This window comes from Nocardia sputi (assembly GCF_023501985.1).
Genome location: NZ_JAMFLC010000010.1, coordinates 222,887 through 246,490, shown reverse-complemented (window position 1 = coordinate 246,490; position 23,604 = coordinate 222,887). Strand labels below are relative to the sequence as shown.

At 67.4% G+C, this 23,604-nt stretch carries 23 protein-coding genes; 15 read left to right on the top strand and 8 right to left on the bottom strand.

Annotated elements, in window-relative coordinates:
* Positions 1-23 precede the first annotated feature (23 nt).
* On the top strand, positions 24-731 hold the full coding sequence (locus tag M8859_RS16815) for a 5-oxoprolinase subunit B family protein (protein ID WP_159923556.1): 708 nt from the start codon (positions 24-26) through the stop codon (positions 729-731).
* Positions 728-1,585, top strand: a complete 858-nt coding sequence (locus M8859_RS16810; protein ID WP_159923554.1) for a 5-oxoprolinase subunit C family protein — start codon at positions 728-730, stop codon at positions 1,583-1,585. The genes M8859_RS16815 and M8859_RS16810 overlap by 4 nt, the downstream gene beginning before the upstream one ends.
* Here M8859_RS16810 and M8859_RS16805 read toward each other — a convergent pair.
* Positions 1,555-3,234: a glycoside hydrolase family 183 protein gene (locus tag M8859_RS16805; protein WP_249644499.1), complete on the bottom strand. Its 1,680-nt coding sequence runs from the start codon at positions 3,232-3,234 to the stop codon at positions 1,555-1,557. The genes M8859_RS16810 and M8859_RS16805 overlap by 31 nt on opposite strands.
* Before the next feature lie 242 nt (positions 3,235-3,476).
* Here M8859_RS16805 and M8859_RS16800 point away from each other — a divergent pair, with 242 nt between their 5' ends.
* A complete protein-coding gene (locus tag M8859_RS16800) occupies positions 3,477-3,962 on the top strand; it encodes a hypothetical protein (protein WP_159923550.1) in 486 nt (161 codons plus the stop codon).
* Here M8859_RS16800 and M8859_RS16795 read toward each other — a convergent pair.
* Both M8859_RS16795 and M8859_RS16790 read right to left on the bottom strand, forming a co-directional pair.
* Entirely contained in the window at positions 3,955-5,304 is a 1,350-nt protein-coding gene (locus M8859_RS16795) for an MFS transporter (RefSeq protein ID WP_321212409.1), read from the bottom strand. The two genes, M8859_RS16800 and M8859_RS16795, sit on opposite strands and share 8 nt — an antisense overlap.
* 73 nt (positions 5,305-5,377) lie before the next feature.
* A complete protein-coding gene (locus M8859_RS16790) occupies positions 5,378-5,842 on the bottom strand; it encodes an NUDIX hydrolase (protein WP_236565416.1) in 465 nt (154 codons plus the stop codon).
* Between the two features lie 235 nt (positions 5,843-6,077).
* On the opposite strand from M8859_RS16790, the gene M8859_RS16785 reads away from it, so the two are divergent.
* A complete protein-coding gene (locus M8859_RS16785; RefSeq protein ID WP_159923644.1) occupies positions 6,078-6,863 on the top strand; it encodes a pirin family protein in 786 nt (261 codons plus the stop codon).
* Between the two features lie 114 nt (positions 6,864-6,977).
* Positions 6,978-7,481, top strand: a complete 504-nt coding sequence (locus tag M8859_RS16780) for a DUF4190 domain-containing protein (protein ID WP_159923546.1) — start codon at positions 6,978-6,980, stop codon at positions 7,479-7,481.
* Here M8859_RS16780 and M8859_RS16775 read toward each other — a convergent pair.
* Entirely contained in the window at positions 7,450-7,974 is a 525-nt protein-coding gene (locus M8859_RS16775; RefSeq protein WP_159923544.1) for a hypothetical protein, read from the bottom strand. The genes M8859_RS16780 and M8859_RS16775 overlap by 32 nt on opposite strands.
* A 135-nt stretch (positions 7,975-8,109) precedes the next feature.
* On the opposite strand from M8859_RS16775, the gene M8859_RS16770 reads away from it, so the two are divergent.
* From M8859_RS16770 to M8859_RS16760, 3 genes are all read left to right on the top strand, one after another.
* Positions 8,110-8,961 (top strand): Scr1 family TA system antitoxin-like transcriptional regulator, encoded by an 852-nt coding sequence (locus tag M8859_RS16770; protein WP_159923542.1) that lies wholly within the window; start codon positions 8,110-8,112, stop codon positions 8,959-8,961.
* A gap of 10 nt (positions 8,962-8,971) precedes the next feature.
* Positions 8,972-9,346 carry a DUF397 domain-containing protein gene (locus M8859_RS16765; protein ID WP_249644498.1) on the top strand — a complete coding sequence of 125 codons (375 nt, stop codon included), beginning with the start codon at positions 8,972-8,974 and terminating at the stop codon, positions 9,344-9,346.
* 73 nt (positions 9,347-9,419) lie between these two features.
* Positions 9,420-11,438, top strand: a complete 2,019-nt coding sequence (locus tag M8859_RS16760) for a M13 family metallopeptidase (protein WP_159923538.1) — start codon at positions 9,420-9,422, stop codon at positions 11,436-11,438.
* Positions 11,439-11,549: 111 nt separating this feature from the next.
* On the opposite strand, the gene M8859_RS16755 is transcribed toward M8859_RS16760, so the two are convergent.
* From M8859_RS16755 to M8859_RS16745, 3 genes are all read right to left on the bottom strand, one after another.
* Complete coding sequence (locus M8859_RS16755; RefSeq protein ID WP_159923536.1) at positions 11,550-12,449, bottom strand: L,D-transpeptidase; 900 nt, start codon at positions 12,447-12,449, stop codon at positions 11,550-11,552.
* Between the two features lie 437 nt (positions 12,450-12,886).
* A complete protein-coding gene (locus M8859_RS16750; RefSeq protein ID WP_195069966.1) occupies positions 12,887-14,173 on the bottom strand; it encodes a serine hydrolase domain-containing protein in 1,287 nt (428 codons plus the stop codon).
* 64 nt (positions 14,174-14,237) lie between these two features.
* The gene (locus M8859_RS16745) at positions 14,238-14,753 is read right to left on the bottom strand and encodes a DUF6764 family protein (RefSeq protein WP_159923532.1); all 516 of its coding nucleotides are present in this window, start codon (positions 14,751-14,753) and stop codon (positions 14,238-14,240) included.
* A gap of 189 nt (positions 14,754-14,942) precedes the next feature.
* Here M8859_RS16745 and lppU point away from each other — a divergent pair, with 189 nt between their 5' ends.
* Complete coding sequence (gene lppU, locus M8859_RS16740) at positions 14,943-15,569, top strand: LppU family putative lipoprotein (protein ID WP_195069890.1); 627 nt, start codon at positions 14,943-14,945, stop codon at positions 15,567-15,569.
* Positions 15,570-15,609: 40 nt separating this feature from the next.
* Positions 15,610-17,061, top strand: a complete 1,452-nt coding sequence (locus M8859_RS16735; protein ID WP_159923528.1) for an MFS transporter — start codon at positions 15,610-15,612, stop codon at positions 17,059-17,061.
* Positions 17,062-17,137: 76 nt separating this feature from the next.
* Here the strand turns inward: M8859_RS16735 and M8859_RS16730 are convergent, their stop codons facing one another.
* The gene (locus tag M8859_RS16730; protein ID WP_159923526.1) at positions 17,138-17,812 is read right to left on the bottom strand and encodes a S1 family peptidase; all 675 of its coding nucleotides are present in this window, start codon (positions 17,810-17,812) and stop codon (positions 17,138-17,140) included.
* 526 nt (positions 17,813-18,338) lie between these two features.
* Here M8859_RS16730 and M8859_RS16725 point away from each other — a divergent pair.
* From M8859_RS16725 to M8859_RS16705, 5 genes are read left to right on the top strand one after another with little or no spacing between them, the layout of a single operon-like run.
* Positions 18,339-19,193 carry an MlaE family ABC transporter permease gene (locus tag M8859_RS16725; RefSeq protein ID WP_159923524.1) on the top strand — a complete coding sequence of 285 codons (855 nt, stop codon included), beginning with the start codon at positions 18,339-18,341 and terminating at the stop codon, positions 19,191-19,193.
* A gap of 4 nt (positions 19,194-19,197) precedes the next feature.
* Positions 19,198-20,061 carry an ABC transporter permease gene (locus M8859_RS16720; protein WP_159923522.1) on the top strand — a complete coding sequence of 288 codons (864 nt, stop codon included), beginning with the start codon at positions 19,198-19,200 and terminating at the stop codon, positions 20,059-20,061.
* Between the two features lie 7 nt (positions 20,062-20,068).
* Entirely contained in the window at positions 20,069-21,559 is a 1,491-nt protein-coding gene (locus M8859_RS16715; RefSeq protein ID WP_195069891.1) for an MlaD family protein, read from the top strand.
* Positions 21,556-22,599, top strand: a complete 1,044-nt coding sequence (locus M8859_RS16710) for an MCE family protein (RefSeq protein WP_159923518.1) — start codon at positions 21,556-21,558, stop codon at positions 22,597-22,599. The genes M8859_RS16715 and M8859_RS16710 overlap by 4 nt, the downstream gene beginning before the upstream one ends.
* Entirely contained in the window at positions 22,599-23,597 is a 999-nt protein-coding gene (locus M8859_RS16705) for an MCE family protein (protein WP_195069967.1), read from the top strand. The genes M8859_RS16710 and M8859_RS16705 overlap by 1 nt, the downstream gene beginning before the upstream one ends.
* Positions 23,598-23,604: the final 7 nt, after the last annotated feature.

Here is a 23,604-nt window from a genome sequence, read left to right as displayed (position 1 = left end):
GGCGTGGATATGACGGCCTGGATATGACGACGAAGGGCGCGGGAACCCACGCGGAGCGGAAGGCGGCGGAGGACGCGATCCGCGCGGCGGGTGATCGGGCGCTGCTGATCACGCCGCAGCGGCGCGAGGTGGTCGCGGCACTCGTCACCGCGCTGCGGGACCGCCCGGTGCCCGGCGTGCAGGACCTGCTCCCCGCCGCGGAAACGGTACTGCTCACGCTCGATTCACCCCGTGACGCCGAAGCCGTCCGCAGGGTGTTGACAACGCTGCTGGTCGCGCTGCACGCCGAGCAGTCGCCCGGTGTTTCCCGTGGAACATTGCCGGACCTGGCATTCGGTGCCGACCCGGTGTCGATTCCGGTGCGCTACGACGGCGCCGACCTCGATGACGTCGCCCGGGCATTGGAACTCACGACCGCGGAAGTGGTGGCCGCGCACACCGGCACGGTGTGGCGGTGTGCTTTCGTCGGATTCGCGCCGGGCTTCGGCTACCTGGAATCGCCCGACGGCAGGCTGTCGGTTCCGCGCAGAGCCCAGGCGCGTACGTCGATTCCGGCGGGTGCGGTAGCACTCGCCGGTGGATACAGCGCCGTGTATCCACGCAGCACACCCGGCGGGTGGCAGCTGATCGGGACCACCGACCTCAGGATGTGGGATGCCGAGCGCGACCCGCCCGCGTTGATTCGCGCGGGCGCCACGGTCCGATTCCTCGACGCGGGGGGTGGCGGATGATCGTCGTCGAGCAGGTGGGTCCGTTCGCGACCATCCAAGATCTCGGGCGGCCGGGCTGGTTCGATTCCGGTGTCGGTCCCGCTGGGGCGGCCGATCGCGGGTCGTTGCGGTTGGCCAATCGGCTGGTCGGCAATCCGGAGGGTCACGCGGCCATCGAGGTGCTGCTCGGCGGGCTCGCCCTGCACGCCGAGGAGCACGTCATGCTGGCCGTCACCGGCGCGCCCGCGCCCGCTACCGTCGACGGCAGGCCCGTCGGCCACGCGAGCGTGCTGGAACTCGAGCCCGGGCAGGCGCTGCGGCTCGGTTACGCGTCCACCGGACTGCGCAGCTACATCGCGGTGCGTGGCGGCATCGATGTGCCGAAGACGCTCGGGTCTCGCAGCCGCGACACCCTGTCCGGACTGGGGCCGGAGCCTCTGGCGAAGGGCGATCGTCTGCCGGTCGGGCCTTCTCCGCGCACCATTCCGGTGGTGGACCTCGCCCCTGTCGCCGATTTGCCCGCTGACGTCCTCACCGTGCGCGCCGTACTCGGTCCGCGCGACGACTGGTTCACCGACGCCACCGCCTTGTTCCACGGCGAATGGGAGGTATCCGCCGATACCGACCGGGTCGGCGCACGGTTGGATCGCCGGGCCGGGCAGCCGCTGACCCGCGCTGTCACTCGCGAACTGCCGACCGAAGGCATGGCCCTCGGCTCGATCCAGGTGCCGCCGAGCGGACAGCCGGTCGTCTTCCTCGCCGATCATCCGGTCACGGGCGGGTATCCGGTGATCGCGGTGGTCGTCGACGCCGACGTGGACGCGGTCGCGCAGGCGCGCCCGGGTCAGCCCGTGCGGTTCGAGCGTGCCGGCTGAATCCGGCTCGCGCTCGGATTCAGCCGGGCGTGCATGAGATATACGTTGTAGCTGTCCCACTCCGAGAGGAGAAAGTACAGGTCCTCGCTGGTCGACCACGGATGGATGAACCCGCCGTAGGACTTCGGATAGTCGGCGGTGGACACCAGCGCGATCGCGTCCGTCCAGGCCCCCTGCGGGCTTGCCGCGGTACGCAGAACGATCGCGCCCCGCGCCGAATCCAGGTAGACCATCTGCCACTGCTCGGTCTCCTGGTCGTAGCGCACCGACAGCTCACTGGCCATGCCGAGCACCAATGGGGTGGCCTGGTTCTCGGCGGCGGGAGCCCAACTGCCACCTACCCAGTACTGATAGGCGGACTTGTTCAGGATGTGGCGCTTGGGCACGCGGGCCAAGCCGATCACGCCGATGCGTCCGTTGGGCGTGCCGAACATGTAGACGTGCTCGCCGTGGGGCACCATCGCCGCGACCTGGAACCTGCCCAGACCGAAGAAGTTCTCCCACTTGGCATGCTGGTCTTTCTTCCAGGTGCGCCCACGATCGTCGGAGTAGGCGATGCCGCCGTAGTTGGTCCACCACAGGCCGGGGATACGGCTCCACCTGTTCACCGACATGTAGCTGAGGTACTGCCGGTTCCCGACGGCGAAACCGGAGGTGGGGATGGTGGTGGTCTCCCAGTTCTTGATCTTGCGGCTGCCCAGGATCTCCGCGGCGTGGCACCGGCTGTCCTGCGCGAAGGTATCGAGCGTCAAGCCGTCGGACAGATCGCTGTCGGTGCTGAAACCGATGACGTTGCTGCGCCAATCCTGGTCGTCGTTGCCCGCGCCGCCACCGCCCCAGCCTTTACCGAAGGTGTCGCCGAAGACCACGGCGACCTCGCCGGGCTCCGTCTCCCACATCAGCCCCAGGTCGGTTCCGTCGACCTGCCAGCGCATGTCGGTGCGGTTCTGCGAGCCGTGCCCGGTCACCTGCTCGACCAGCCGCACCGACTCGACCATCGGCGCGGCCACCGGGGCCGCGAGCGGGCCCGGTTCGGCCGGATGCACCACATGCGGTGGAGCGGGCTGGGGCTCCTCGCCGGGACCGCCGGGCACCGGGACCGGGATCGGCTCGACCTCCGGCTCGAATTCGATGCGCGGCAGTTTGACCGGCTCGCCGGAACCCGAGCTGGAACCGGTGCCTGGACCACTGCTCGAACCGGATCCCGACGCGGAGCCGGAGGAGCCGGAACTCGAACCGGTCCCCTCGTCGGCCCCGGTCTCGGGCGTCGGGCTCGGCTCGGGATCCGGCTCGGGGTGCTTCGGGTTGTCCCTGATGTCCGGGCACGGGTTGTCGCACGGATTCGCGGGCAACGGGTCGGGCACGATCCGTGTGTTGTCCTGCGGCGGATCGGGCACGGGAACCGGCGTGAGTTCCGGAATCGGCACCGGGATGTTGATCTGCGGGGGCAGCGGCGGCGGCGGGGGTTGCGCGGGATCCGGCTCGCGGTTGAGCGGGTCGAATCCGATCTCGCCGCAGCTGTTCACCGGCGGGGGCGCCCAGGGGAACGGTGCGGCCTGCGCGGCGGGCATCGGCACGGTGAGGGCGCCGACGAGCAGTGCGCCGAACAGGGCCGGTGCACAGGGGGATTTGATTCCGGATTCGCGCATCAGGTCCGCCCGGCCGCGGCTATCCGGTGGTCGGACGCCCGGTGGCGGACCGAGTCTTCCACGCGCCCAGCAGTTGTCGTACCGCGTCGGGGTCGTGCACCGGAAAACCCATGTCGTGTGGACTCCTGTCGGTCGGCCGCTGACAGGTCAACTTACCGGAACAAGGCCCGCGAACGGGGGACGGCGAATCGAAAAAGCCCACGTGATGGAACCGGCGTCGCGGCGGGCGCGTCCAAAGACATATGAACGAGATCGAGTACGTGTTCGGTACTGGTGACGGACCCGTGCATGTCTGGACCAGCGAGGCCGATCTGGAACTCGGCAATACGGGCGCGGCCGACGCGGTGCGGCTGGATTTCGACGGCGACGGCATCGCCGACGACGCGCTGTGGGACACGGCAGGCTCGGGCCGCGCCGACATCGCGGCGCTGGATCTCGACGACGACGGTGTGCTCGACCATTTCTTCACCGATCCCACCGGCCTCGGCACGTGGAACCACGAGATCACGGGTCTGCCCGGCGATGCGGACAGCGAGCCGCTCGACTGGATCGTCCGCACCGACGCGGACGTGCCGGATCGTCTGCTCGGCGACACTCGACTACCGGATTCCGATCGTGCGGCCGCACGGCCCGGCGGCGCGGTGCCAGACGCGCTGCCCGAGCACCTCGCGCACTGGCTGAGCCGCGAAGACGAGCGAAAATCCGGCGACGAACCGTCTTTCAGCTGATCGCGCCGCGTCGCGTGTTCAACGCGATGGCCACGATGCCCGCGGCGTAGATCGCGGCGCCGGCCAGCACCACCCCCGCCGATCGGCCGTCGGCCGGAACGATCAGGGCCGCGGCCGCGATCGCCAGCACGAACGCGACGTTGAAGACGGTGTCCTGCAGCGCGAACACCTGACCGCGGCGGGCGTCGTCGATATCGATCTGGATGGTCGCGTCACCGGTCAGCTTGATCGTCTGTCCGGCGAGTCCGAGGAGGAAGGCGCCGGCCAGGAGAAGTTGGTGCGCACGCTCCACCGCGGCGCCCGAGTCTGCGAACGCGATCGGCGTGACCAGCGTCAGTTGCACCAGCATCGCGGTGATCAGGCCGACGACCACGGTGCGCGCCCGTCCCAGCCGGGGGATGAGCAGTGGCGCGACGCCGGCGGCCACCAGCATGCCCGCCGCGGTGGCGGCGATCGCGACGCCGAAGCCGACCAAGCCCCCGCTGAGTCCGGAGCCGTCGATCGGAGTCTGGCGTAACACCAGCACCATGATCAGCGTATTGACGCCAAAGACGATCCGATGCGTGCCGATGCCCAGCATCGCGGTCGTGACCGCTCTGGACTCCCACACCGCCGTCGCGCCGGTACGCAGACCGGTGGCGATCGCGTGCACGGTGTTGTCCCCCTTCGCCGCGTCCGGCGCGGGACCGAGCGCCCGCGGCCGGAACCCCGCCGCCAAGGCCGCACCGAGCACCGACCCGGCGCCGCTGATGGTGACCGCGACCGCCGAGGCCCAGTCTCCCGCCCCGATCAGCCCGATGATTCCCACCGCCACGGCCGCGCCCAATCCGGCGCATCCGGACGCGACCGTGGCCAGCACCGAGTTCATCGGCACCAGCCACTCCTGCGGCAGTATCCGCGGCAGCGCCGCCGAGACCCCCGCCAGGACGAAACGGCTGACGCCGACCACAGCCAAAGCCAGCAGCAGCAGCGGCGTCTCGCCGACCCCGGCCAGCAGGCCCGCGCTCACCAGCGCGATCAGAACGGCGCGCAGTACGTTGGCCACCAGCAGCACGGTGCGCCGGTCCCAACGATCCAGCAGCGCGCCCGCGTACGGGCCGATCAGCGAATACGGCAGCAGAAGTACCGCGAAGCCCGCCGCGATGGCCGTCGGATCGGTCTGCCGCTCCGGATTGAACAGGATCGCGCCCGACAGCGCCGCCTGGAACATCCCGTCGCCGAACTGCCCGGCGAAACGCACAACGGCCAGCCGCGACACGCCCGGGCTTGCCCGAAGTGTGGCGCGCAGTCCACCCGGCCGTTGCTCCGCGGGAGTGAGGCCTTCGGCGGGACCAGTCGACACGTCCGCGAGCGTACTGCGTTCGCCGACGTCGCCGCACGCTCGCGCGTCGGGCGCGAAGGACGCGGCGCGCGAGTCAGACCCGGTCGACCAGCATGCTCACCATCCGCCGCATATCCGGCGCCATCGGCAGCTCGTCGAGCGCGGTAGCGTCGATCCACGCGAACGCGTCGTGCTCCCCTGGCGCGAGGGCGACATCGCCTGGCTCCGCCTCCACGACGAAGCAATATTTCCGCACTTTCGACTTGGTCCGGGTCGCGTAATCGAATCCGTCGAGGAAGTCGGTGACGGCGCGCATCCGCAACCCCGTTTCCTCCAGCAATTCCCGCTCGACGCACTCGGCGAATGTCTCCCCCGATTCGACACCTCCTCCGGGCAGTTCGTACATACCGCCGTGATAGTCGTCCGCGACTCGGCGCACCACCAGGAGCAGGTTTTCGCGGAACACGGCGACGCCGACCACGAAATGCGCGATGCCATCGCGACGCGCTTCGCTGCGGAGTTGCTGCTCGATCCGGGCGAGGTCATCGGGCTGGAGCACGTCGTTACCTCCGGGCGGCGTTGCGGCGCTTGGCAATCGGGACCGGACCGCGATATCCGATGAGGTGGCCCGACGTTTCGACGTACCGGTTGGTTCTGCTCGCCTCCCGTTCACCTTCCGGTCGCTCGCGTAAAATGCCGAGTGCGGCACAATTTACTAGGAATGTGGAGTACCGCGGTGGAAGTGCTCCTACCCTGAATGGCGATCGGTGCACGGTCCCGAGAGGAGGACCATGATGTCCACACTCACGACACCACACATCGATGTCCACCGTGGCGGCGACCGCATGAAGACGCGGGTCTCCTGGCTGGATTCGAAGCATTCGTTCTCCTTCGGGGAGCACTACGATCCCGACAACACCCACCACGGCCTGCTGCTGGTCAACAACGAAGACGTCGTCTCCCCGGGCCAGGGTTTCGACACCCACCCGCATCGGGACATGGAGATCGTCACCTGGGTGCTAGGGGGCAGTCTGGTGCACCAGGATTCCCTGGGCCACAGCGGCGTCATCTATCCGGGGCTGGCCCAGCGTATGAGCGCGGGCACCGGCATCCTGCATTCGGAGAAGAACGACGCGTGGCGGTTGGACGGCCGAGCCCCCGAACACGACGAGCCCGTGCATTTCGTGCAGATGTGGGTCGTGCCCGACGAACCGGGTCTCACCCCCGGCTACGAGCAGCTCGAAATCGATGACGAACTGGCAGGCGGTGGCCTGGTGACGGTCGCCTCGGGACTGCCCCGGTACCGCGATCGGACTGCCATCGCCATCAACAGCAGCCATTCGGCGCTGCATGTGGCGCGGATGGCCGGCGCGGAGTCGGGCGAGCAGGTGATCGATCTGCCCGATGCGCCGTACTTGCATTTGTTCGTGGCGCGCGGGGAGGTGGACATGGAGGGTGTCGGCCCGCTCTACGAGGGGGACGCGGTGCGTTTGACCAGGTCGGGAGGCCAACGTGTGGTGGCGCGCAGGCCTTCGGAAATCTTGGTTTGGGAGATGCACGCGAGGCTGGGCGCCCAGTAGCCGTTTCGCATTAACATCCGTCCGCGGGGAGCGCGATCAGTAGGCGACCGCCGCGCACCTCCGGACCACCTCGTCCGGACCGAGCATCGCGAGGCACCGACGGAGAGGAAGTCCATGTCGCAATATCCGCCCCCGCCGCCCGGCCAGTACCCGCCGCCCGGGCAATATCCGCAGCCGCCGGGCGGCCAGTACCCGGGCGGCCCCGCCTACTGGCAGGAATCGCCGAAAGGCAGGGGCCTGGCGATCACCGCGCTGGTGCTCGGCATCCTCGCGCTGCTGTTCTTCTGGACGGTCGTCGGCGGCTACCTCTTCGGCATCTTGGCCGTCATCCTCGGGATCGTCGCGGTGTTCAAGGCCCGTGCGGGCACCGCCGGAGGCATGGGGATGGCGATCACCGGTGTGGTCCTCGGCGCGCTGGGCATCGTCGGCGCCATCCTGCTCACCATCGTGGGTTACAGCTTCTTCGTCGACTCGGGCGGAAAAGACTTCGTGGACTGTGTGAACAAGGCGGGCAACGACCAGGCCGAGATCGAGCGGTGCGAGCGCGAGTGGAATCAGAAGCTGGAGGACAAGTTCAGCATCACGCTCACTCCACCGCCCGCGCCGACGCCCCGGTAGCCGCCGCGCACGCCCGGGTCGTGGCGATCACCTCGGCGAAATCACGGCGGAAGTCGCCGTCGGGCGCCGCGACCCAGGTTCGGTAGCCGCTGTGCTCGTCGGTCGGTGAGGGCAGCACGATATGGCTGCCCGGCAACCCGATCGAGGCGCAGACCCGGAAAAGGTCGGTGAACAGTCCGGTATCCAGGTACGAGTTGTCTGTAGGCCCGGTCAGGAAAGTCCAGCGATCCGCGCGCGGATGCGCGATGATCGGCCCCGGCCGGGCCTCGGGCCCCGCGGCCAGCCGCTCGCGCACCTGTCGGCCGAACCCGCTCGGCATCACGACCGCGCCGACCGAGCCCACTTCCAGCATGATGCGACCGAGGAGCGGGTCAACGAGACCGTAGAGCCCGTTGTCATCGCGGTAGCGACGGCAGCGAGCGAACGCGTCCTGGATCGACGGGAAATCCGTGGACGCCAGATGCCTGCCCGATTGGATGCGCGATGTACTCATGACGAACAACCTCGCCTCGCTGTGGTGGACGCGTGCTCGGAAGAATCGATCGCTGGACCCGACCCTAGTCCTGGGCAAGTCACTTGACAATAGTCACCACGACCGCGCGGCGGAGTGGGCGTAGCATCCCCACACATGGCACCCGTCTCGCCCACCGTTGCCCGCTGGGAACTGGTGCTTCGGCTGCGGGAACTGCGTGAACAGCGCGGGTTCGACTCCGCGGGCTTCGCCAGGCGGGTGGGCTTCACGCCGGCCAACTGGTCGCACGTGGAGAAAGGCAGGCGCGTACTGACCACCGAGACCATCGGCCCGGTGCTCGAACTGCTGGAGGTGGAAGCCGAGGAGCGCGCGGAGCTGCTCGCCTTGCTCGAGGCCAGCAAGCAGCGCGGATGGTGGGCGAGGTCCTCGGCGTTGATCGGACCGGAGCTGCAGCGGCTCTACGGCATGGAATACGGTGCGCAGAGCATCCGCAGCTACGACAGCCTCGTCGTTCCGGGGCTGCTGCAGACCGAGGACTACGCTCGCGCGTTGATCAGCGCCGACGTGATGATCCGGCCTGTCCAGGTCGAGCAGCTGGTGGCGATCCGGATGCGGCGCCAAGAGCGGCTGCGCGGCGCGGACCCGGTCGAGTTGACCGCGGTGTTCGGTGAGGGCACTCTGCTCCAGCAGACCGGCGGCCCGGACGTATTGCGGGGACAGTTGCGCTACCTGGCCGATCTGATCGAAGAACTGGACACCGTCGAGGTGCGCGTGATCCCGTTCGCGGCCACCGCGGGCGCGGTACTCGGCGGGTCCAGCTTCCACCTCATCGACTTCGCCGGCGAGCAACTGCCCACCTTCGGCTGGGTGGAGAGCGCGGTGTTCGGCGGGGCCGTCGAGGACCCGGATCTGGTCCGCGATCTACGCTTCGCCTACCTGCGCGCGGTGGACCAATCGTTGTCACGGTTGGACTCATTGGCCCTGATCAGACGCTATTCCGGCGTGTAAAATCCTGCCCATGGCCATCACCGCGCGGCCGGTACGTACCGGCTGGTTCACATCGACCAGATCGAACAATGGCAACCAATGCGTCGAGGTCCGGTTCGATGGTGATGCGGTGCTCATCCGTGACAGCAAATATCGCCGCGACCCGGCGAACCGCCCCGCCGAAGAGCCCGTCATCACCGTCACCGCAGCCGAATGGACCGCGTTCCTCGATACCCTGCGCACCCGCGGGCGATCGAGTGGCGAACTGCGCGCACACACCGCCGCCAACGGTCACACCACTCTGCGTCACGGCGGAATCACCCTCGTCTACACCCCCGAGGAGTGGGACGCCTTCCTGCTCGGCGCCTACGACGGCGAATTCGATTGCATCGTCTTGCCTGCCTGATTTCCCTGTTCGACGCCCCCGGTCGGCTGCGGCCGGGGGCCGACTCATCCCCCACATCGGCATACTGGAGACCGTGACTTCCGAACCGACCCGTCCTTCCGGTATCGATCTGTCCTACCTCGACCAGGGCGTGCGGGTGCAGGATGACTTGTTCGCGCACGTAAACGGCAAATGGCTGGCCGAGCACAAGATCCCGGCCGACCGGGCCGTGGACGGCGCCTTCCGCGCGCTGTACGACCAGGCGGAGCTGGACGTCAAGGCAATCATCCAGAATGCCGCGGACGCCGGCGCCGAGCCGGGCAGCGACGCCCGCAAGATCGGTGACCTGTACTCCAGCTTCATGGACACCGACGCGGTGGCCGCCGCCGGGCTCGCGCCGATCGCCGCCGAACTCGCCGCGATCGCCGAGGTCGGCGACAAGGTGGCTTTCGCGTCGCTGCTCGGCTGGTTGCAGCGCACCGGCGTCGGTGGCGCCGTCGCCGTGTTCGTCGACACCGACGACAAGGACTCCGACCGCTATCTGGTGCACGCCACCCAGTCCGGCATCGGCCTGCCCGACGAGTCGTATTACCGGCAGGACGAGTTCGCCGAGATCCGCGCGAAGTACATCGCGCACATCAACCGCATGTTCGCCCTGGCTGCCGCCGACCCGCAGGTCGCCGGGCTGCTGCCGGACGAACTCGACACCGTGGGCGAGCGCGTCTTCGCGCTGGAGCGGAAACTGGCCGCCGGGCACTGGGACGTGGTACGCCGCCGTGACGCCGAACTCAGGTACAACCTGACCACCTTCGACGCGTTGGCCGCCGAAAACCCCGAGTTCGACTGGGCCGCGTGGACTTCCGCGCTGGCCGAAGGCGTCGAGGGGGCAGGGTCCGAGCTGTTCGCCGAGGTGGTCGTCCGCCAGCCGGATTATCTGCGCACGTTCGCCCGGCTCTGGGCCGACGAGCCGCTCGCGAACTGGCGGGCATGGGCGGCGTGGCGGGTGCTGCGCTCGCGTGCACCGTATCTGACCGACGAGGTGGTCGAGGAGAACTTCGACTTCTACGGCCGCACGCTCACCGGCGCGGAGGAGAATCGGGAGCGCTGGAAGCGCGGCGTCACGCTGGTGCAGGACCTGCTGGGCGAGGCGGTCGGCAAACTGTATGTGGCCGAACATTTCCCGCCGCAGGCCAAGGCACGGATGGTCGAGTTGGTGGCCAATCTGCAGGAGGCCTACCGCCGCAACATCGCCGAGCTGGAGTGGATGGGCCAGGGCACCAGGATCGCCGCGCTGGAGAAACTGGAGAAGTTCACCCCGAAGATCGGCTATCCGGACAAGTGGCGGGACTACTCGGGCGTGGTGATCGACCCGGCCGACCTGGTCGGCAACTACCGCAGAGGCTACGCCGCCGAGCACGATCGGGAGTTGAGCAAGCTCGGCGGTCCGGTCGACCGGGACGAGTGGTTCATGACGCCCCAGACGGTGAACGCCTACTACAACCCGGGTATGAACGAGATCGTCTTCCCGGCCGCCATTCTCCAGCCGCCGTTTTTCGACATGAACGCCGACGACGCGGCCAACTACGGCGGCATCGGCGCGGTGATCGGTCACGAGATCGGGCACGGCTTCGACGACCAGGGCGCGAAGTACGACGGCGACGGCAACATGGTCGACTGGTGGACCGACGAGGACCGCGCCGAATTCGGCAAGCGGACAAAGGCGTTGATCGATCAGTACGACGTGCTCTCCCCCAAGGATCTGCCGGACGAGCACACCGTGAACGGCCAGTTCACCATCGGCGAGAACATCGGTGACCTCGGCGGCCTCTCCATCGCGCTGGAGGCGTACAAGATCTCGCTCGGCGGCGCCGACGCGCCGGAGATCGACGGGCTCACCGGCCTGCAACGGGTGTTCTACGGCTGGGCGCAAGTGTGGCGCACGAAAGCCCGCACAGAGGAAGCCATTCGGCGCCTGGCCACCGATCCGCACTCGCCGCCGGAGTTCCGCTGCAATGCCGTCGTGCGCAATATCGACCGCTTCCACGAGGCGTTCGGCGTCGAACCCGGCGATGCGCTGTACCTGGAACCCGCTGAGCGCGTGAAGATCTGGTGATTGCCGGGCCCGAGCGGTCTTGAAGAAAGCAAAAGCCGAACACTACGACCGATCGCCTCGAGCAATCGTTCGTAGTGTTCGGCTTCAGGTGGACCCGGGGTTGCCGGACCCTCAGTTCCAGTCGCCCAATCCGTCGCTCGCGCTGAGCGTGCCGCCCTGGGTGTTCTGCACGATCACCGGGTCGCCCCGCCGCGCGTTCTCGAAGAACCACTTGCCGTCTTCGGTGCTGACGTTCAGGCAGCCGTGGCTGGCGTTGGAGACGCCCTGCTGCGCGACCGACCAGGGAGCCGCGTGCACGAAGATGCCGCTGTTGGAGATGCGGGTGGCGTACTCGACCTCGAGCTTGTAGCCCTCGGGGTCGGTGATCGGCACGCCGTAGGTCGACGAGTCCATGATCATCTTGCGCTGCTGCTCGCCGACGATGTAGATGCCGTTCGGCGTCTCGTGCTTGGGCTTGCCCATCGAGGTGGGCATTTCCCGCACCACCTCCCCGTTGCGGGTGACGGTGATGGTGTGGGTCTCGTCGTCGGCGGTCGCAACGAACGCGTCACCGATGCGGAACGAGCTGGTGGTGCCGCCCGCCTGCACCTGCACGTCGGTGTTGTCCGGCCAGAAGTCGTTCGGCCGCCAGCGCACCTGCTTGTCGCCGCGCCAGTAGAAGTGGCCGGGAACAGGCTTCGACGAGGTGATCTGAATGGCCTTCTCGGCGGTGGCGTGGTCGGTCACCGGTTCCTTGAAGGTGATGATGATCGGCTGTGCGACGCCGACGACCTCGCCGTCGGCGATGTTGATCGAGGGCGGCGCGAAGTTCGCCTGCGGGGTGGGCTCGGTGGCCGCGGCGGCCGAGCCGGTGCCGATCCCCGGGATCGGTTCGGCGTGCGCGGGCGCGACGAGCAGAACACCGGCCGTCGCGATCGCGGCGGACAGCAGGACGCCCTCGCGCATCCGGCGGGTCAGCCGCGCTCCCCTGCGGCGAGCAGGCAACGACCCGGTGTGCAAAGCGGCATGCATAGGTTAATCGTCCATTCCATCTCTCGCGCGCACGCAGACGCACGCGTAGCGAGATCTTTCATTTCAGCGCGGAGTCAGAAGAGCGGCCCCACTGGTATCGACGGCCCGACCCGTTGTCCATTCCTACCGTCCCGGCGCGTACCGAAGCCAGTTGTATTTCAGAGTTATTCACCACAGCGAGTTGTTGTGGCTCAGGTCACAATTGATTACGTCGGGTATAGATGAGGGGAAACGTCCCGGTCACGCGGGATCGCGCAGCGCCGAGTCGGTAGCCGAGCGGTCGCGAAATATGGTTCGCCACAAACCTGTTAGTGATGAAGCTCACTGAGGATGGCGGACGAAATCGGGCGATACGGACCGGTAGTGATGGTGTGCGGCGCAGAGCCCGCGACCACACCGGTTCGGTGCGCCCGGCAGCCTCGTAGAAGCGGCCGAGCCTAGTGTGCGGCCTGCTTGTGCTTGTGCACCGTGGTCTGCGCCGTTGCCGCCAGTCGCGCCAGCCTGGCGTCGCCGAGCGCGGTCACCATGCTGCCGAGCCCGTTGGTCACGAACGCGATCGACATGCCGAGATCCAGGTCGGCGTACGCGCCCGAGCCGCCCACCCCGTAATGGCCGAACGCATGGTGTGGTTGCTGCTTGGACATCAGCACCGGACGGTGATAGCCGAGCGTGAAGCGAATCGGCACGCCGAGCACGTAGTCGCGGCTCTGGGCGGGCTGCACCCGACCGATCGTCTCGATCGTTTTCGGGTCCAGGAACCGCACGACCCGCTCTGATTCGGCCGCGCCGACACCGTACACGCCCCGATCCGCCCGGCCCGCGTAGACGACGCCGCCGTTGGCCAAGGCCCCGTACATCCGCGCCAGCGCGCGCGCCGAGAACACCCCGTTCCAGCCCGGCATCACCGAGTCGTGCACCCGGGGGTCGCGGACCAGCTCGTCGAAGCTCTCCGGCATGCCGGCCTCGGCCAGCCCGCGCACCGGCCGCACCCAGGACAGCACCGAAGAGGCCGTGTTCCAGCGAATGCCCGGCGGACCGAGGGGGCGGAAGATCTTGGCGATCCGGTGTCGTTCGGATTCCGGGACGCGGAACCAGTACTCATCCAGGCCGAGCGGCTCGGCGATCTCGCTGCGCAGCACATCGGTGAACGACGCGCCCGTCACCCGTTGCACGATTTCGGCGACCAGCCAGCCGAAGGTGATCGCGTGATAGCCGGAGGTGCGGATGCGCCGGGGGTCCGGCGGGCTGTCGGCCAGCGCCCGCACCACGGCGTCGTAGTTCAGGATGCCTTCGCGGCCGGGGACCAGGCCGCGCACCCGGTGCAAGCCGGCGCGGTGACACAGCACGTCACGAACCGTGATGTCGTCTTTGCCGTGCGCGGCGAACTCCGGCCAGTATTCGGCGACCGGTGTGTCGTAGCCGATCAGCCCGCGTTCGGCCAGGCGATGCACCACAGTCGAGGCCACGCCCTTGCCGGTGGAGAAGGTCAGCGCGACGGTTTCGCCGTTCCAGCGGCGCTCCTTGTCCGCCCAGCCGGCCCAGATGTCGACCACGGGGCGGCCGTCGAGGTAGACCGCCAGCGCGCCGCCCCCGCGCGCGGGCTGGGCGAACATGCCGAAGAACTGATCGGCCAGCCGGATGAAACGCGGGTCGACCAGCATTTCGCGCGGTGCCGCCAGTTTCGCGCGCGTGGAATCAGCGGGCTCGAAGCCGTCCGCCGCCATTGCCGAAACCATGGGGTCACCTCCTGACCGCCGTTATCCGGGCTGGTCAACCAGGGTAACTCGTTCAGTCGGTCTGCCAGAGCCCGAAAGGCGTGGCCAGGCATGCGTCGCCGGTACCCGCGTTCCACGCGAAGGCAGCCACGCCCAGGCAGACGACCGCTTGTTCGGCGGTCTCCACCCCCGCTCGCGACCCTTCGAACGCGATCGAGACCGCGAACGTCCGCGCCTCGGGATCGTCGGTGGTCGAGGTCAGCGCGACGGCGTCCGGGCCGAGGCCGACCGCCACCGGAACTCCACCGGCACCCGAGCTCGCGCCGACGCCTCCCGCCGCGCCGATGCCGATGGCCGTCGCGCCGAGGGTCGCGTTGGCGTAGCCGACCCCGTCGATGCCGGTGGCTGTGGCCGTGGCTCGGCCGTGACTGTCGGTCGCCGCTCGGCAGGCCGTCTCCCCGTCGATGACGGTGATGTCGGTCCCGTGTTCGGATCGGCAGTGCACATCGACAGCGGCAGCCGTTCCCGGAAAGACGAGGGAGCCTCCGATCGCGGCGGTGGAACACGCGATTGCGCTGATCAGCTTCACCGGGGACTCCTCTCGCACCAGAAATCCCACCATACCCAGACCTATTGACCGCCGCGCGTTTCCGGCTCCGGCTCGACGTGCGCTCGGTCCATGGTGTATTCATGGCGTGGTATTTCAAGCACAGCCATGGCAACTTCGGATTCCGGGGGCGTGAGTTCGCCAAAGCGTTACAGCTCGGGAGGACTGTACGTGTCTCGTCAACTGACCTGGGGTCGTCTCGCCTTCGCCGGTCTCGCCATCGCGGCCGGGCTGACGTTGGTCGGGTGCAGTTCCACGATCAACGGTACCGCCCAGCCCGCCGTCGACAACGGCACGATCGACGCGGTCTCGGTGACCAACACGCCGAAACCGTCGTCCGGCAAACCCACCCCGAGCACCGGCAAGCCGACGACGAGCAAGCCCAGCGGCGACACCGACTTCCAGGCCGAGGTCGGTGACTGCGTGACACTCGGCGGCACCACCACCAACGCCACCATCGAGAAGGCGTCCTGCGGTAGTCGCGCCTCGAACTACAAGGTGATCGACAAGAAGGCCAAGAGCTCGCAGTGCAGCAGCGACGCCGACAACTACTACGCCGAGACGATCAACGGCATCGAACAAGGCGCGTTCTGCCTGGACATCGACTGGGTGGTCGGTGGCTGCATGGACGTCGGCGGCGATGATCCCAAGCGCATCGACTGCGCTGGTTCGTCGCCCGTGAAGGGTGTGAAGGTGGTCAAGATCCAGCAGGGCGCCGACGACGTCAGCGTCTGCGGCAGCGGCACCGGGTACGTCTACGACAAGCGCCGTTTCGTCGTCTGCGTCCAGGAACTCTGACCGGAACTTCCCATCGCCGGTGGACCGCTAAGTTGAGTTGGTGAGCACCACCGAGCTACCGCGGCTGCGGTCCGGCAGCGGTCGTTGGATTCTGCTGGCCACCATCCTCGGATCGTCGGTGGCCTCGCTCGACGCGACGGTCGTGAACATCGCGCTGCCGCGGATCGGCGAATCGCTGCATACGGATGTGGCCGGGCTGCAATGGACGCTGAACGGGTACACCCTCACCCTCGCCTCGTTCATCCTGCTCGGCGGCTCGCTCGGCGACAAACTCGGCCGCCGCCGGGTCTTCGTGTGGGGAACCGTGGCCTTCGCGATCGCGTCCGTGCTCTGCGGCGCCGCGACGAGCATCGAAATGCTGGTAGGGGCCCGGATCCTGCAGGGCGTCGCGGGCGCGATGCTCACCCCGGGCAGCCTGGCCCTGATCTCCTCATCGATCGATCGGCGCGACCAGGGCGCGGCGATCGGCCTGTGGTCCGGATTCGGTGGTGTGGCGGGCGCGCTCGGGCCGTTTCTCGGTGGCTGGCTCATCGAGGTCGCGGGGTGGCGGTCCATCTTCTTCCTCAACATTCCGCTCGCCCTGGTCGTGGTGCTGGTCGCGCTGAGACATGTGCCGGAAAGCCGCGATCCGAACGCGGCGGGGAAGCTCGACGTGCCCGGCGCGCTGGTGGTGGCGGTCGCGCTCGGTGCGCTGACCCTGGGACTGATCGACACCATGCCCCTGCTCATCGTGGCCGGTGTGGTGCTGCTCGGGGCCTTCGTTCTGATCGAATTGCGCAGTGACCACCCGCTGGTGCCGCCGTCGCTGTTCAGTTCCCGGGTGTTCACCGCCGCGAATCTCGTGACGCTGGCGGTCTACGCCGCACTCGGGGGCGTGTTCTTCCTGCTGGTGCTGGAACTGCAGTTGGTGGCGGGATACTCGCCGCTGATGTCCGGCGTCGCGACCGTGCCGGTCACGTTGATCATGCTCGTGCTCTCGGCTCCGGCCGGGCGCTGGGCGCAAGTGCACGGGCCGCGAATCCCGATGACCGCCGGCCCGCTGCTGGCGGCGGCGGGTCTGGTGCTGTTGCTGCGCATCGGACCCGACACCGGGTACCTGACCGATGTGCTGCCCGGCGTCCTCGTCTTCGGGCTGGGGCTCGCGGTGCTGGTCGCGCCGCTGACCGGGGCGGTGCTCGGCGCGGTCCCGGCCGGTGAGGCGGGCATCGCCTCGGGCGTGAACAATGCCGTGGCGCGGACCGCGCAACTGCTCGCCGTCGCGGCGCTGCCCGGGCTCGTCGGTATCTCGGATGCCCTGGATGATCCGGCAGCCTTCGACGACGGCTTCGCCGCCGCGATGTGGCTGTGCGCCGGACTGCTGGTGACCGGGGCGGTACTCGCAGCGGTGCTGCTACGTCCGGAGCGGCGCGCGCCCACATTGGACAGCGTCGACTGCATGCCGCAGTGCGCGGTCGCCGGTCCGGCGGTGGCGCCGGCCGGAAGCGAGAAATAAGCGGCCCGAACGGATCGCTGTCCGCTCGGGCCGCTCATCGAATGGCGTCGGTGTTCGATTCAGGTCGGTATTCGATTCAGATCGGAATGTAGCCCGCGCCGACGCCGCCGCGTCCGTTGACGTCGGCCATGATCGCGCTCATGTTGGTGCCGACCTCAGGACCGAAGCAAGCCAGAGCCAGGTAGGCGTTCACCATGCCCACCAGCGTCGAGCCGACGACGACCGGAGCACCGGAGTCGCCTTCCACCACGCACATCTGGCTCCAGGTCTCGACATTCGTCCGGAACACGTCGCCCCACGCGATACCGCAGGTGTTACCGGTGGTGCGCCCTTCCTTGCAGACGATCTGCGGGAAGGTGGCCGGTGCGCCGAGTCCGGTGATGGTGACGTTGCCGATCCGGTTCACCGGGGTGATCCTGCCCGGATCGAACTGGATGACGGCGTAGTCGAGGTCGTGGTTGGAGTAGACGAACCGGCCGATCACGCCCGCGCCCCGATCGGCTTCGGCGTAGACCTGTGCGCCCGGGTCGCCGCAGTGGCCCGCGGTCAGTCCGACCAGACGCCCCGCGTTGTCGTGGCCGACAGTCGTGACCGTGCATTCGAATTGGTTGTCGATGATGATGCCGGATCCACCGCCCAACACCGGCGGGCCCGTTTGGGCGTTAGCGGCCCCAGCGCCCGTGCCGAGCAGCGCCGCGCCCAGGGCGACGGCGAAGGCGGCGTTGGCCACCTTGGCGAGTTTGCTGAACATGTCCCTCCAGACGTCGGAAGCCCGCACGATATCAATCTGTCGCACCCATCGTGTCAGTAATCGACCTCGGGCGCGTCACCTACTCCGGGGTTGTCCCCACTGCTCGGCGCTTCAACCCTATTTAATACATTCTAGATCAAACGTATCTTACCTCTTCGATAGCATTCGGCTATCGCATTTGTGAAAATCCCGTGGCCGTTAGTGATTCGGTGATAGTAAGGAGTCGTCGTGTTGGTCTCCGGAAACAAAATTGATTTTCGATGATAAATCTCCAAGTAATTCGTCGATCCGCTCGGCATAGCTGCGGATTCGCGCAGGTGGGCTGTGGCTTGTGCTAGAGGTCGGGCACCTGACTTTGGGCTCGTTCCCAGTGTTTCCAGGCGTCGACCATTGCTTTCCGGCAACAGTGAGCGACATCTATGACTGCGATCACAAGGGGGTGGTGTGTTCCGCACTACTCCGTAGTAAGGTGCGTCAAGCAAACGAGTCGTCGGGGCAGCCAACCGGCGTCGAGGAGGATTAGCCAGTGCAGTCGACCGAGAGTCCACCAACAGGGTCACGGTTCAGTGATGCGGTCGATTGGACGAGGTCTTACTGGCAAGATCATCCGAAGCGTTCGCTGGAGACTTTCGGCAGGCAGATCACCATGGGCTTCGCCGCCGTCGCCGAACTGTTCGTCTCGATTTTCCGCAGGCGCTTTCCCTTCGGCGAGTTCGTCCGGCAATGCGCGTTCATGGCCAGTGTCTCCGCGGCGCCGACGCTGCTGGTCGCCATCCCCATCGGCGTGATCGTCTCCATCCAGGTCGGATCGGTCGCCGGTCAGGTCGGCGCCACCTCGTTCATCGGCGCGGCCAACGGCCTCGGCATTATTCAGCAGGGCGCCCCGCTGGTCACCTCGCTGATGATCGCGGGCGCCGTCGGCTCCGCGGTCTGCGCCGACCTCGGCTCGCGCACCATCCGCGAGGAGATCGACGCCATGAAGGTCATGGGCGTCGACCCGCTGCGCAGGCTGGTGGCTCCGCGCCTGGGCGCCGCGATGCTGGTGAGCGTGCTGCTGTGCGGCTTCGTGGTCTTCGTCGGATTCTTGACCGGCTACATCTTCAATATCTTCGCGCAGAACGGCACGCCCGGCTCCTACGTCGGCACCTTCTCGTCGTTCGCGGTGACCACCGATCTGCTTGTCGCTCTCGGGAAATCGCTGATTTTCGGCCTGCTCGCGGCAATCATCGCCTGCGATACCGGATTGAACACCCGGGGCGGCCCCGGCGGTGTCGCCAACTCGGTGAATTCCGCAGTGGTGAGTTCCGCCATCATGCTGTTCGGGGTGAACCTCATCATCACCCAGGTTTACAACGCACTATTCCCGTCACAGGTGGTCTGAGCCGGTGTCATCAACCTATGTACCGCCGCTGCTGCGGCCTCTCCAGACGATCCGGAAATCCGCGCACGCACCGGTCGATTTGCTCGCCAGGCTCGGCCACCAGGTGTTCTTCCTGTTGCGCTCGATCGGGTCGATTCCGCTGGCGCTCAAGCATTACCCCAAGGAAGTGTGGCGCCTGCTCTCGGACGTCACCTGGGGCAACGGCAATCTCATCGTCGGTGGCGGCACCATCGGCGTCGTCGTCATTCTGAGCGCCTTCGGCGGCATGACCGTGGGCATCCAGGGTTACAACTCGTTGAACCTGCTCGGCCTGAGTCCGATCACCGGTGCGATATCGGCGTTCGCGACCACCCGCGAACTCGGCCCGCTGCTGGCGACACTGGCCTTCGCCGCCCAGGCCGGCTGCCGGTTCACCGCGCAGCTGGGCGCCATGCGCATCTCCGAGGAGATCGACGCGCTGGAATCCATCGCCATCCGGCCGCTGCCCTATCTGATCAGCACCAGGATGTTCGCGGCGATGGTGGCCATCATTCCGCTCTACTGCCTCGGCCTCACCATGGCCTACGTCTCCTGCGCGCTGACCGTGCAGCTGATCGGCGGCACCGCCACCGGCACCTACCAGCACTACTTCTATCAGTTCCTCATCCCGACCGACGTCATCTACTCGCTGATCAAGGCGATCCTGTTCGTAGCGATCACCACGTTCATCCAGTGCTACTACGGCTTCTTCGCCTCCGGTGGCCCCGAGGGCGTCGGCGTGGCCGCGGGCCGTGCGATCAAGATGTGCATCATCGCGGTCGTTTTCGCGAACCTGTTCATGACATTGGCTATCTGGGGTGTCAACCCAGGCATTCGGATCTCGGGGTAAATACCAGATGATCATCGATCCCAGTGGGCGCGGGCCCACGATGCGACAGTTGCTGATCGCAGGCGTGTGCGGTCTGGTCGTCTTCGCGTTGGTGCTCGGCTTCCTGATGTTGCGCTACCAGGGGTATTTCCAGGAGAAGATCAACGTCACGGCGAACCTGACCACCACGGGTGACGGTCTGCCCGAGCAGGCCGACGTCAAGTTCCGCGGCGTGCTCGTCGGCGCGGTGAAGACCGTCGATGTCGCGGCCAAGGGTGAGCTGCAGAAGGTCCGGATCGAGATGAAGCCGGAATTCGCCGGCGACATCCCGGCCAACGTGACCGCCCGCGTGGTGCCGAGCAATCTCTTCGCCGTCACCTCGGTCGAACTCGTCTTCAACGGCCCGGCCGACCAGTACCTGCACGAGGGTTCGGTCATCGAGGAGGACCGCAGCAAGGGAACCATCGCGCTGCAGGACACGCTCACCACGGTGCGCAACATCCTCGACAAGATCGATCCGGTGCAATTCGGCCGGGTCCTCGGCACCCTGTCCCAGGCGTTGGACGGCAGCGGCCGGATGCCCGGCTCCACCGTCGAGCGGCTGGACCGCTGGCTGCTGGCCGTCGATGAGTCCATCCCGGATCTCGGTGTGCTGCTGAGCGACTTCTCCGCTTCGTTCAACGCGCTCAATCAGTCCGCGCCCGAGCTGGTCGACGTGCTCGGCAGCTCGGTGCAGACCGCGCGCACCATCGCAGACCGCCGCAGTGAGCTGGTCTCCCTGATCACCGGCACCGCCGGAACCATCGAGACGGTCAACGACCTGTTCGCCCGCAACCCCAACGTCGGCATCGAGGTCACCGCCGGTACGAACGACATGTTCGGCGCACTCGCCGCGGACCCGGACGCGATCACCAGGAGCCTGTTGAACCTGAGCGAGACGATGCGGCGGATGGACACCACGTTCACCTGGGGTCCGCAGAAGCAGCAGGTCTGGGACGCCGGTCTCACGCTCACCCCGTACCGCCCGTACACCGTGGCCGACTGCCCGCGCTACGGCGAGATGGTCGGCCCGAGCTGCTACACCGCACCCGCCGTCGCCGACGTCGGCGAGCTGCCCGAACAGCTGAAGCCGCGCGCGCTGGACTCGGCCGCCGGGCTCCCGCCGGTGGTGCCCATGCCCGGTCTGCCGCTGATTCCCGGCGTCACCACCCCGGACCCGAACCGCGCCACCGCGGCCGCCCCCACCGGCGGCGTGCCCGCGCCGTTCGCGGGCACCCCGCTCGAAGGTCTGTTCCCGATGCTGCCGCCGGGCTTGCTCCCGCCCGCCGCGGCACCGGCGCCCGCCGCTCCGGCTGCCGCGCCCGAGGGCACGCCGTCGGCGGCGCCGATCTCCTACCGGGGCGACTCGGCGATCACCGCGCTGCTCGGCCGCCAGCCGACCACCGCCGAATATCTGCTGCTGAGCTCGATTCTGAAGGGCGGAACCATGCAGGTGTCCGACAACGGTGCCCGACGATGAGCATTCGCAAACCGCTGATCGGATTCAGCATCTTCGCCATCGTGTCGATCCTGGTGACGGTGGTGGTGTGGAACACGCTGGCGCGCATCGTCAGCGGTGACACCTACACCTATTCCGCGACGTTCTCCGACGTGCTCGGTTTGCACGAAGGCGACGACGTCCGCATGGCGGGCGTGCGGGTCGGCAAGGTCGAGAAGATCGAGCGGGGCCGGGACGCGAACCTGAAGAAATCGGTCGCGAAGGTCACCTTCGTCGTGCAGCGCGACCAGACGATCTACGACGACACCAAGGCGCTGGTCCGTTACCAGAACCTGATCGGCCAGCGGTATGTGGCGCTGGCTCCCGGCAAGGCGCCGAACCCCGCGCCGCTGAGGAACAACGGTTCGATCCCGATCGACCGCACCGAGCCGTCGTTCGACGTGTCGGGTCTGCTCAACGGCTTCCAGCCCCTGTTCCAGGTGTTGCAGCCGGAGCAGGTCAACCGGCTGTCGGAGACGTTCATCCAGGCATTGCAGGGGGACGGCGTCTCATTGAGCGCGTTCATCGTCCAGGCTGCCCAGCTGGCCACCGACTTCCAGCGCAGAGACGCGATCCTGTCCGATGTGATCACCAACCTGTCGGGCGTGATGTCGGGGTTGGCGAAACGAGGAGATGAATTGGAGACCCTGGTAACCCAGACCCGGGCCTTGATCGGCGGGCTGTACGAGCAAGGACAGTCCTTGCTCGCATCCACCGAGCAGATCGCGAGCGCGACCACGTCACTGGTCGGCATGATGGACCAGATCCAGCCGAGCTTGCGCAACGCGCAGAACTCCACCAGCGCGGCGCTGACGCTGTTGCTGGACAACGGCGCCAAACTCGACCAGGCGGCGATCGACCTGCCGAACGTCTTGTCGGCGGCGGGCAGGCACACCTCCGAGGGCGCCTACGCCAACGCCTACCTGTGCGGGCTGGACGTGTCGCTCTACGGCATCCTCTTCCCCCGCGGTCTGTTCTCCCAGATCGGCGGAACCTCGCACTCGGCGGTGTGCCGCCCATGATGACCAGACTCAGGTCCAGGTTCGAAAGCAACCGGTACTTCTGGTTGGGCATCATCGGCGGCGTCCTCATCGTGGTGCTGCTGCTGGTGTCCAGCGTGTACAAGCTCATCGGCGTCGGCGAGCAGTCGATCAAAGCCGAGTTCGTGCAGGCCGCGGGCATCAAGGTCGGCGACAAGGTGAACATCGCGGGCGTGTCCTCCGGCCGGGTCGTCGACGCCGAACTGGAGGGCAGCCACGTGCTGCTCACGCTGAGCGTCAGCGACGACGTGAAGCTCGGCCCGGACGCCCGCGCCTCGATCAAGATGGCCACGCTGCTCGGCGCCAGGTACGTCGACCTGGAGCCGGGCGACGGCTCGGGCCTGAAGGGCAAGCGGATCCCGGTCTCCAACACCGCGGTTCCGTACAACCTGGCCGACGTGGTGCAGGTCGGCACCCCGAAGTTCGAAGCGCTCGACACCAGGAAGCTGGCCGAGTCGCTGAACCTGATCAACGAGCAGATGAACGGCTCGCCTCAGCTCACCGCCCAGGCGCTGGACAGCGTCGGCGCACTGGCCAAAGTGATCGATAGCCGCAAGGCCGAGGTGGACATCCTGCTCAAGGATTTGGACCGCGTCACCCAGATCCTCGGCGACAACCGCAACAGCATTCTGCTGGTGATCACCCAAGGCGAGGCCATCGCGAATCGGGTGATGGAGCGCCAGGCACTGCTGCGCCAGCTGCTGGACAACATCGCCGCCCTGACCAAGCAGCTGGAGGTGATCGGCGCGGAGAACAACGATCAGCTCGGCCCGACCATCCAGCAGCTGAACACCATGGCCGAAGGCTTGCAGAAGAACAAGGACAACCTGGACCGGATGCTGTCGCTCATGCCGCCGACCGTGCGCTACCTGGCGAACTCCTGGGGTGGCAGCGGTCCGTACGGTGACGTCGGCCTGCCGTGGCTGTTCCCGGACAACTGGTTGTGCTTCGCCGAAGTTATCGAGGGGTGCCAGGGATGAGATTCCG

Coding starts and splice junctions, on each gene's coding strand:
- M8859_RS16705 (WP_195069967.1), top strand. CDS start 22,599: ATGACCAGACTCAGGTCCAGGTTCGAAAGCAACCGGTACTTCTGGTTG.
- M8859_RS16730 (WP_159923526.1), bottom strand. CDS start 17,812: ATGTTCAGCAAACTCGCCAAGGTGGCCAACGCCGCCTTCGCCGTCGCC.
- M8859_RS16755 (WP_159923536.1), bottom strand. CDS start 12,449: ATGCATGCCGCTTTGCACACCGGGTCGTTGCCTGCTCGCCGCAGGGGA.
- M8859_RS16815 (WP_159923556.1), top strand. CDS start 24: ATGACGACGAAGGGCGCGGGAACCCACGCGGAGCGGAAGGCGGCGGAG.
- M8859_RS16800 (WP_159923550.1), top strand. CDS start 3,477: ATGAACGAGATCGAGTACGTGTTCGGTACTGGTGACGGACCCGTGCAT.
- M8859_RS16750 (WP_195069966.1), bottom strand. CDS start 14,173: ATGGCGGCGGACGGCTTCGAGCCCGCTGATTCCACGCGCGCGAAACTG.
- M8859_RS16710 (WP_159923518.1), top strand. CDS start 21,556: ATGAGCATTCGCAAACCGCTGATCGGATTCAGCATCTTCGCCATCGTG.
- M8859_RS16780 (WP_159923546.1), top strand. CDS start 6,978: ATGTCGCAATATCCGCCCCCGCCGCCCGGCCAGTACCCGCCGCCCGGG.
- M8859_RS16765 (WP_249644498.1), top strand. CDS start 8,972: ATGGCCATCACCGCGCGGCCGGTACGTACCGGCTGGTTCACATCGACC.
- M8859_RS16805 (WP_249644499.1), bottom strand. CDS start 3,234: ATGCGCGAATCCGGAATCAAATCCCCCTGTGCACCGGCCCTGTTCGGC.
- M8859_RS16770 (WP_159923542.1), top strand. CDS start 8,110: ATGGCACCCGTCTCGCCCACCGTTGCCCGCTGGGAACTGGTGCTTCGG.
- M8859_RS16775 (WP_159923544.1), bottom strand. CDS start 7,974: ATGAGTACATCGCGCATCCAATCGGGCAGGCATCTGGCGTCCACGGAT.
- M8859_RS16715 (WP_195069891.1), top strand. CDS start 20,069: ATGATCATCGATCCCAGTGGGCGCGGGCCCACGATGCGACAGTTGCTG.
- M8859_RS16810 (WP_159923554.1), top strand. CDS start 728: ATGATCGTCGTCGAGCAGGTGGGTCCGTTCGCGACCATCCAAGATCTC.
- M8859_RS16785 (WP_159923644.1), top strand. CDS start 6,078: ATGTCCACACTCACGACACCACACATCGATGTCCACCGTGGCGGCGAC.